At 56.3% G+C, this 8,061-nt stretch carries 9 protein-coding genes; 5 read left to right on the top strand and 4 right to left on the bottom strand.

Going from position 1 to position 8,061, the window contains the following annotated elements; all coding sequences use genetic code 11:
• Nucleotides 1-76 precede the first annotated feature (76 nt).
• The 3 genes from fbaA to epd all read right to left on the bottom strand — a co-directional run bounded on the left by fbaA (nt 77) and on the right by epd (nt 3,488).
• A complete protein-coding gene (gene fbaA, locus HMPREF3178_RS08255; RefSeq protein WP_004105626.1) occupies nt 77-1,156 on the bottom strand; it encodes a class II fructose-bisphosphate aldolase in 1,080 nt (359 codons plus the stop codon).
• Nucleotides 1,157-1,253: 97 nt separating this feature from the next.
• The gene (gene pgk, locus HMPREF3178_RS08250) at nt 1,254-2,417 is read right to left on the bottom strand and encodes a phosphoglycerate kinase (protein ID WP_004105627.1); all 1,164 of its coding nucleotides are present in this window, start codon (nt 2,415-2,417) and stop codon (nt 1,254-1,256) included.
• A gap of 51 nt (nt 2,418-2,468) precedes the next feature.
• Entirely contained in the window at nt 2,469-3,488 is a 1,020-nt protein-coding gene (epd, locus tag HMPREF3178_RS08245) for an erythrose-4-phosphate dehydrogenase (RefSeq protein WP_070585114.1), read from the bottom strand.
• Between the two features lie 377 nt (nt 3,489-3,865).
• Here epd and HMPREF3178_RS08240 point away from each other — a divergent pair, with 377 nt between their 5' ends.
• From HMPREF3178_RS08240 to HMPREF3178_RS08220, 5 genes are read left to right on the top strand one after another with little or no spacing between them, the layout of a single operon-like run.
• Complete coding sequence (locus HMPREF3178_RS08240; protein WP_004105632.1) at nt 3,866-4,291, top strand: PPC domain-containing DNA-binding protein; 426 nt, start codon at nt 3,866-3,868, stop codon at nt 4,289-4,291.
• Between the two features lie 22 nt (nt 4,292-4,313).
• On the top strand, nt 4,314-4,892 hold the full coding sequence (locus tag HMPREF3178_RS08235) for an ECF transporter S component (RefSeq protein ID WP_017145443.1): 579 nt from the start codon (nt 4,314-4,316) through the stop codon (nt 4,890-4,892).
• The gene (locus tag HMPREF3178_RS08230; RefSeq protein ID WP_017145442.1) at nt 4,893-5,600 is read left to right on the top strand and encodes an energy-coupling factor transporter transmembrane component T; all 708 of its coding nucleotides are present in this window, start codon (nt 4,893-4,895) and stop codon (nt 5,598-5,600) included.
• Nucleotides 5,588-6,265, top strand: coding sequence for an ABC transporter ATP-binding protein (locus tag HMPREF3178_RS08225; protein ID WP_017145441.1), 678 nt, complete (start codon nt 5,588-5,590; stop codon nt 6,263-6,265). Before HMPREF3178_RS08230 ends, HMPREF3178_RS08225 begins: the two co-directional genes overlap by 13 nt.
• A complete protein-coding gene (locus tag HMPREF3178_RS08220) occupies nt 6,259-6,915 on the top strand; it encodes an ABC transporter ATP-binding protein (protein ID WP_017145440.1) in 657 nt (218 codons plus the stop codon). Before HMPREF3178_RS08225 ends, HMPREF3178_RS08220 begins: the two co-directional genes overlap by 7 nt.
• Before the next feature lie 129 nt (nt 6,916-7,044).
• Here HMPREF3178_RS08220 and HMPREF3178_RS08215 read toward each other — a convergent pair.
• A partial coding sequence (locus HMPREF3178_RS08215) for a transketolase-like TK C-terminal-containing protein (protein ID WP_323807549.1) occupies nt 7,045-8,061 on the bottom strand: 1,017 nt, incomplete at its 5' end.

Here is an 8,061-nt window from a genome sequence, read left to right as displayed (position 1 = left end):
CCCTAGGAGGTGGTTTAGGGATGACAATAAAAAAGCCCGCATTTCTGCGGGCTTCCGGGTAAGAAACGAAACTTTCTTACAGAACGTCGATCGCGTTCAGCTCTTTAAATGCCTGCTCCAGACGAGTCACCATGGACGTCTGTGCAGCGCGCAGCCATACGCGCGGATCGTAGTATTTCTTGTTCGGCTGGTCTTCGCCTTTCGGGTTGCCCAGCTGACCCTGCAGGTAAGCTTCGTTAGCTTTGTAGTACTGCAGGATACCGTCCCAGGTTGCCCATTGGGTATCGGTATCGATGTTCATTTTGATCACGCCGTAGCTTACGGAGTCTTTGATTTCCTGAGCGGAAGAACCGGAACCGCCGTGGAAGACGAAGTTCAGGCTGTTGTGCGGCAGGTTATGTTTCTTAGAAACGTATTCCTGAGAGTCGCGCAGGATAGTCGGGGTCAGCACCACGTTGCCCGGCTTGTAAACGCCGTGTACGTTACCGAAGGAAGCGGCGATGGTGAAACGCGGGCTGATTTTGCTCAGCTCAGTGTAGGCGTAATCAACGTCTTCCGGCTGGGTATACAGAGCGGAAGCGTCCATGTGGCTGTTGTCCACGCCGTCTTCTTCGCCGCCGGTGCAGCCCAGTTCGATTTCCAGAGTCATGTCCATTTTGGCCATACGCGCCAGGTACTTAGAACAGATCTCGATGTTTTCGTGCAGGGACTCTTCAGACAGGTCAATCATGTGAGAAGAGAACAGCGGTTTACCGGTCGCGGCGAAGTGTTTTTCACCCGCGTCCAGCAGACCGTCGATCCACGGCAGCAGTTTCTTAGCGCAGTGGTCAGTGTGCAGGATAACCGGAACACCGTAGTGTTCAGCCATCTGATGAACGTGATGCGCGCCAGAGATAGCGCCCAGGATGGCTGCGCCCTGAGGAACGTCAGTTTTCACGCCTTTGCCCGCGATGAACGCTGCGCCGCCGTTAGAGAACTGAACGATAACCGGAGAACGAACTTTTGCAGCTGCTTCCAGAACGGCGTTGATGGAATCAGTACCCACGCAGTTTACCGCTGGCAGAGCAAAGTTGTTTTCTTTAGCTACCTGGAACACTTTCTGAACGTCGTCGCCAGTGATGACGCCCGGTTTTACGAAATCAAAAATTTTAGACATGTTACGTAGTCCTGTATCTGTATCTTCGACCGTTGAAGAAGGTTCGCGAGCTTTTACGCGCGCTGAAAAACAGGCGGGTCTCCCCGCCTGAACTGAATTACTGCTTAGCGCGCTCTTCGAGCATGGCTACTGCCGGCAGAACTTTACCTTCCACGAATTCGAGGAATGCGCCGCCGCCGGTGGAGATGTAGGAGATTTTGTCAGCAATGCCGAACAGGTCGATTGCTGCCAGGGTGTCGCCGCCGCCTGCGATGGAGAACGCTTCGCTATCTGCGATGGCGTTAGCCACGATTTCAGTCCCTTTGCGGAAGTTCGGGAATTCGAACACGCCGACCGGGCCATTCCACAGGATGGTTTTGGCATTTTTCAGGATTTCAGCCAGTTTCTCTGCGGAAGCATCGCCCAGGTCCAGAATCTGCTCGTCATCTTTAATGTCGTTAACAGATTTCAGGGTAGCGGTTGCGGTTTCAGAGAACTCGGTCGCTACGCGAACGTCAGTCGGAACCGGGATATCGCAGGTCGTCAGGAGGCGTTTAGCTTCGTCAACCAGATCGGCTTCGTACAGGGATTTACCCACGTTGTGGCCCTGAGCGGCAACGAAGGTGTTGGCGATGCCGCCGCCGACGATCAGCTGGTCAGCGATTTTAGACAGGGAGTCCAGAACGGTCAGTTTAGTGGAAACTTTAGAACCACCGACGATAGCTACCATCGGACGAGCCGGTTCTTTCAGTGCTTTACCCAGGGCGTCCAGCTCAGCGGCCAGCAGCGGACCTGCACAAGCGACGTCAGCGAATTTGCCGATACCGTGAGTAGAAGCCTGCGCGCGGTGAGCAGTACCGAACGCATCCATAACGAAGACATCGCACAGCGCAGCGTATTTTTTCGACAGCGCTTCGTCATCTTTTTTCTCGCCTTTGTTAAAGCGAACGTTTTCCAGAACCACCAGCTCGCCGGCAGCGACTTCAACGCCGTCCAGGTAATCTTTAACCAGACGTACCGGGTTAGACAGTTTGTCTTTCAGATAGTTAACAACCGGCAGCAGAGAGAATTCTTCGTTGTACTCGCCTTCGGTAGGACGACCCAGGTGGGAAGTGACCATCACTTTCGCACCCTGTTTCAGGGCCAGTTCGATGGTCGGCAGAGAAGCACGGATACGCGCATCGCTGGTTACTTTCCCTTCTTTAACCGGTACGTTCAGATCCGCACGGATAAAAACGCGTTTACCAGCCAGATCCAGATCGGTCATCTTAATTACAGACATGGTGAATCCTCTCGTTGATTCTTGATAAAGTTTTGCAGGCGCCTGAGCGCCTTACCTGAAACCTTGTGCGGCCATCGCTAACGTGGTGTCGAGCATCCGGTTAGCAAAGCCCCATTCGTTATCGCACCAGACCAGCGTTTTGATCAAATGCACACCACTTACCCGCGTTTGCGTGCCATCGACGATGGCGCTATGCGGATCGTGGTTGAAATCTATCGAGACTAACGGCAATTCCGTATAGTCAACTATACCATGAAATGCACCCTGTGCTGCTTTTTGCAGCAACTGGTTGACTTCACTCGCTTTTACCGGTTTTTTCACCGTGACGCTAAGGTCGATCGCCGTCACATTAATCGTCGGAACACGGACCGCGATAGCTTCAAAGCGATCGTTAAACTGAGGGAAAATACGCGTGATCCCCGCAGCAAGCTTAGTATCAACCGGGATGATCGACTGACTGGCCGCTCGCGTCCGGCGCAAATCCGGATGGTAAGCATCGATAACCTGCTGATCGTGCATCGCGGAGTGAATCGTGGTTACCGTTCCTGACTCTATGCCGTAGGCATCATCTAACAGCTTAATGACCGGAATAATGCAGTTGGTGGTGCAGGAGGCGTTGGAGACGATACGGTGCTCAGCGCGCAGCTCATCATGGTTGACGCCAAACACGATCGTCGCGTCGAGATCGTTGCCGCCAGGATGTGAAAAGAGCACTTTCTTCGCGCCGGCCCGCAGATGGGCTTCGCCATGCTCGCGGCTGCCATAAGCGCCGGTGCAGTCAAGCACCACATCAACCGCCAGTTCCCGCCAGGGCAACGCCTCAAGGGAAGATTCATGCAGCAGACGGATGGCGTCATCGCCGACAAACAGCTGCTCTCTCTCCTGGCGCACATCCCAGGCAAAGCGTCCATGGCTGGTGTCATATTTCAATAAATGCGCGATGCCGGCAGCATCCGCCAGTTCATTGATTGCCACCACGGTGATTTCCGCACGACGTCCGGATTCATACAAAGCACGAACCACGTTACGCCCGATGCGACCGAAGCCATTAATCGCAATGCGTATGGTCATAGGTCTCCTGCAAGGCTATCCATGATATGAGGTGGCTGACAGAGTAATGCAGCAACGCTCTAAGGGAAACCTTACCTGTCGCAAACTGCGACTGATTGATTAATTGTCGAACATTTAGACGACTGAAACGCTTCAGCTAGAATAAGCCAAACGAGGAATAAAAGGAATGATTGTCCAGCTGGAGAAACCATTTATCTGACTTACATCACACTTTTACCCCTTCTGGGGCGGCATTTATTCCATATTCCAGAATTACGAATAAGCGTAGCAAGATCTTTTCGTTGTCGTGCCGCAATTACTGATTTATATCAGAAACCATACTGAACAGCGGCGATATTATTGCCGCTACGTCCGAGTCTCGGAGTCCCTCGAAAAAGATGACCATTCCCCACTTGCAGCCCTCTGCGGCACGTTACTATGCGCTTCGCTTACTTCCGGGCGAGGAGGTTTTTTCACGCCTGCGCGCCTTCCTGCAACTGCACCATATTCAGGCAGCCTGGATCGCCGGCTGTACCGGTAGCTTAAGCAATGCGGCACTACGTTTTGCCGGCCAGGATGAGACCACCTTACTGAACGGAACCTACGAGGTTATCTCGCTGAATGGCACGCTGGAATTGAAAGGAGAACATCTTCATTTAGCGATATCCGATCCGCAAGGCGCGATGCTCGGCGGCCATATGATGCCCGGCTGTACCGTCCGCACCACCCTTGAGCTGGTGATAGGCGAACTGACCTCCCTGGCATTTAGCCGTCAGCCGTGCGCACTTTCCGGCTATGACGAACTGGTCATCTCATCCCGATAACTTTTCCCTTAAAGAGGTTTCTATGGCTCGTCGCCAATTTACCAGCCAGTCCCTGGTGCTGATTGCGATCGCCGTCGCCATCAACATGATCGGCGGACAGCTCATCAGTATGTTAAAACTTCCCATTTTTCTCGATTCAATCGGCACCTTGATCAGCGCGGTTCTACTCGGACCGGTCATTGGCATGTTGACCGGTTTACTGACCAATCTTCTGTGGGGTCTGCTGACCGATCCGATTGCCGCCGCCTTTGCGCCAGTGGCTATGGTGATTGGCCTGGTTGCCGGATGGCTGGCGAGAGCGGGATGGTTCCGCACTTTACCTAAGGTGATCATTAGCGGGGTTGTTATTACCCTCGCCGTGACCGTGGTTGCCGTGCCGCTGCGGACGGCGCTGTTTGGCGGCGTGACGGGAAGCGGTGCGGATCTGTTCGTCGCCTGGATGCATTCGGTAGGTCAGAATCTGCTGGAGTCGGTGGCGATTACCGTCTTAGGCGCCAATCTGGTGGATAAAATTCTTACCGCGATTATCGTCTGGACCCTGTTGCGCCAGCTGCCGCTGCGTACGTTGCGCCATTTTCCTGCTATGTCCGCCGTACGCTAAATGCACCCTTTTACCTCCTTAACGCTCTGGGCGCTGGCGGCAGTGACCACGCTGCTGCTACCGACGGATACGGTGCTGCCGGTGTATAGCGCCGCGGCTTTTCTCAGTTTAGTGCTGCTAAAAGCAACGCGACGGCGGGCAAAATATGTCGCCTGGCTACTACTCTCGCTGGGCATTGGCCTGTGGCTGGTCCACGGCGGCTGGTTTACCCAGTGGCTGAGCGGCCAGCCCCGCGACCCGCAGCGCTGGGCGAACGCCATCACGCTGTGGCTGAGAATTCTGGCGATTGTTTCCACGTCACAGCTCTGGATGGAGTACGTACCGGTACAGCGCTTTATTCGCGCCCTGTTTGCCTCACGCCTGCCGCCGGGCGTCGCTTATCTGTTCGCTGGCCCGCTGCTGGTTGTCGAACAGCTAAAGCGCCAGTTGACGATTATCCACGAAGCCCAACGCGCCCGCGGCGTACCGCTGGACGAGAATGGATATCAGCGGCTGCGCGCAATGCCTGCGCTCATTATCCCTCTGACCCATAACGCGCTTAACGATCTGGCGATACGCGGGGCGGCTCTGGATATGCGGGCATTTCGTTTACATCGTCGGCGCACTACGCTTTGGGCGCCGAAAGACAGCACCTTACAACGTCTGGCGCGTTGCGGCATGCTGCTGGCGATGGTCGCTGAAGCGGGAGCCTGGCTATGGTTACGTTAGAACAGTTCCGTTATCACCCGACCCGGGCAACGGGTCCTTCATCATGCTTTGATTTCCATTATTCGCAGCCCGGCATGGTGGCGATTTTTGGCGATAACGGCAGCGGGAAAAGCACTCTGGCGCAGATTATGGCGGGCTGGTATCCGGATTTTCTGCCCGGCGATATCGAAGGTCATGGTACTCTGCTTGGCATCCCTATTGGACAGCAATCGCTGGTCGAACGGGCGCAGACCATCCAGCTGGTCCAGCAATCCCCCTATCTCCAGCTTTCCGGTTGTACCTTCAGCGTCGAAGAAGAGGTCGCTTTTGGCCCTGAAAATCTTTGCCTTCACGAAGACGAGATTATGCGTCGTGTTGACGCGGCGCTCTCGCTGATGGAGTGCCAGGAGTTACGTCACCGCCATCCGTCCACGCTCTCCGGTGGAGAAACCCAGCGCGTGGCGATCGCCTGCGCGCTGGCTATGCAGCCAACGCTACTGATCCTTGATGAAGCCTTTAGCCGCCTGACGGCGCAAGCTACCGCCATGCTTCTGCCACGTCTGCGGGACTGGGCGCTGGCGCAGCATTCACTGATCATCCTTTTTGAACGCACCCCTTCGCCTTTTCTTGCCTGGTGTCAGCAGGGATGGCGACTACATGATGGAGCGCTTTCCCCGCTATGTTGACGTTGAATCAGGTAACCTGGCGCTGGCCCGGCGCGGCGGATGATTGTTTGCAAAATATCTCCCTGACGCTCGGCCAGGGCGAATGGCTGGCGCTTACCGGCGATAACGGCGCGGGAAAATCCACCCTGCTGCGGGTAATGGCCGGGCTGCTGTCGGCAAAGTCCGGTAGCGTCAATCTGTTGAATAAGCCGATGGCGCAGTATAAAAATCGTCAGCGCGCCAAAATTATCGGCGTCCTGTTTCAGGAGGCCGAAAACCAGCTCTTCCACAGCAAAGTCTCTGAAGAGGTCGCCTATGGGCTGCGGTTACAGAAATTACCGGCAGCGGAAGTTGCGCAACGCACCGCGGCGGCGCTGCGTTTATGCAGGCTGGAGAGCGTAGCTGATGCGCATCCGCTGGATTTGCATACCGCCCAGCGCCGTATGGTCGCCGTCGCCTGTCTGGAAGCCATGGCGCCAGAGATCCTGCTGCTCGACGAACCCAGCCGCGATTTTGATCGGCACTGGCTGGCAATATTTGAAGCGTGGCTGACGGTTTGCCGCAAAAGAGGAACCAGCGTAGTGGCTATCAGCCACGATGAAGCGTTTACACGGCGGCACTTTTCCCGCCGGGTGCTTCTGGAAAAAGGCAGGGTGCTGAGGATGGTCTGAAAAAGAAACGGGCCGCCAGAGCGACCCCTTTTTTACGGTGGCAGCCAGAGTTTTTACCCGGAGGCGGTGCTGCGCACCTGTCCGGGCTACCCGACCGTGCTGGCCCGTAACCCGGAGGCGGTAAAAGAACTACAGCAGCGCTTTCGCTTTCGCGACAACGTTGTCCACGGTGAAGCCAAACTCTTCAAACAGCTGCTCCGCCGGCGCTGACTCACCGAAGGTGGTCATGCCAACGATCGCGCCGTTCAGGCCCACGTATTTGAACCAGTAGTCGGCGATACCCGCTTCGATGGCCACGCGCGCAGAGACCGCTTTCGGCAGCACCGCTTCACGGTAAGCCGCATCCTGCTTGTCGAACGCGTCGGTGGACGGCATGGAAACCACGCGCGCCTTCACGCCTTCGGCAGTCAGTTTTTCGTAAGCGGCAACCGCCAGCTCCACTTCAGAGCCGGTGGCGATGAAGATCAGCTCCGGCTGACCGGCGCAATCTTTCAGCACGTAGCCGCCGCGGGCGACGTTCGCCAGCTGCTCTTCGGTGCGCTCCTGCTGCGCCAGGTTCTGACGGGAGAGGATCAGCGCGGTCGGGCCGTCCTGACGCTCTACGCCGTATTTCCACGCGATGGCGGATTCCACCTGGTCGCACGGACGCCATGTGGACATGTTCGGGGTGACGCGCAGGGAAGCCACCTGCTCAACCGGCTGGTGCGTCGGGCCGTCTTCGCCCAGACCGATGGAGTCGTGGGTGTAGACCATCACCTGACGCTGCTTCATCAGCGCCGCCATACGTACCGCGTTACGCGCGTACTCGACGAACATCAGGAAGGTGGAGGTGTACGGCAGGAAGCCGCCGTGCAGGGCGATACCGTTGGCAATGGCGGTCATACCGAATTCACGCACGCCGTAGTGGATATAGTTACCGGCAGCGTCTTCGTTGATAGCCTTAGAGCCGGACCACAGGGTCAGGTTACTTGGCGCCAGGTCAGCGGAGCCGCCGAGGAACTCAGGCAGCAGCGGGCCGAAGGCTTCAATGGCGTTCTGCGACGCTTTACGGCTGGCGATTTTCGCCGGGTTAGCCTGCAGCTTCGCGATGAATTCGTTCGCTTTCGCGTCGAAATCAGCCGGCATCTCGCCTTTCATACGGCGGGT

This window comes from Klebsiella sp. HMSC09D12 (assembly GCF_001808475.1).
Lineage (GTDB): Bacteria > Pseudomonadota > Gammaproteobacteria > Enterobacterales > Enterobacteriaceae > Klebsiella > Klebsiella oxytoca.
Note: the sequence above shows the minus strand (reverse complement) of the source record. Positions and strands in the feature narration are given on the sequence as shown.

Excerpts from the sequence above, each read along its gene's own strand:
- HMPREF3178_RS08235 (WP_017145443.1), top strand. The coding sequence starts at position 4,314 with ATGGCTCGTCGCCAATTTACCAGCCAGTCCCTGGTGCTGATTGCGATC.
- pgk (WP_004105627.1), bottom strand. The coding sequence starts at position 2,417 with ATGTCTGTAATTAAGATGACCGATCTGGATCTGGCTGGTAAACGCGTT.
- fbaA (WP_004105626.1), bottom strand. The coding sequence starts at position 1,156 with ATGTCTAAAATTTTTGATTTCGTAAAACCGGGCGTCATCACTGGCGAC.
- HMPREF3178_RS08225 (WP_017145441.1), top strand. The coding sequence starts at position 5,588 with ATGGTTACGTTAGAACAGTTCCGTTATCACCCGACCCGGGCAACGGGT.
- HMPREF3178_RS08230 (WP_017145442.1), top strand. The coding sequence starts at position 4,893 with ATGCACCCTTTTACCTCCTTAACGCTCTGGGCGCTGGCGGCAGTGACC.
- epd (WP_070585114.1), bottom strand. The coding sequence starts at position 3,488 with ATGACCATACGCATTGCGATTAATGGCTTCGGTCGCATCGGGCGTAAC.
- HMPREF3178_RS08220 (WP_017145440.1), top strand. The coding sequence starts at position 6,259 with ATGTTGACGTTGAATCAGGTAACCTGGCGCTGGCCCGGCGCGGCGGAT.
- HMPREF3178_RS08240 (WP_004105632.1), top strand. The coding sequence starts at position 3,866 with ATGACCATTCCCCACTTGCAGCCCTCTGCGGCACGTTACTATGCGCTT.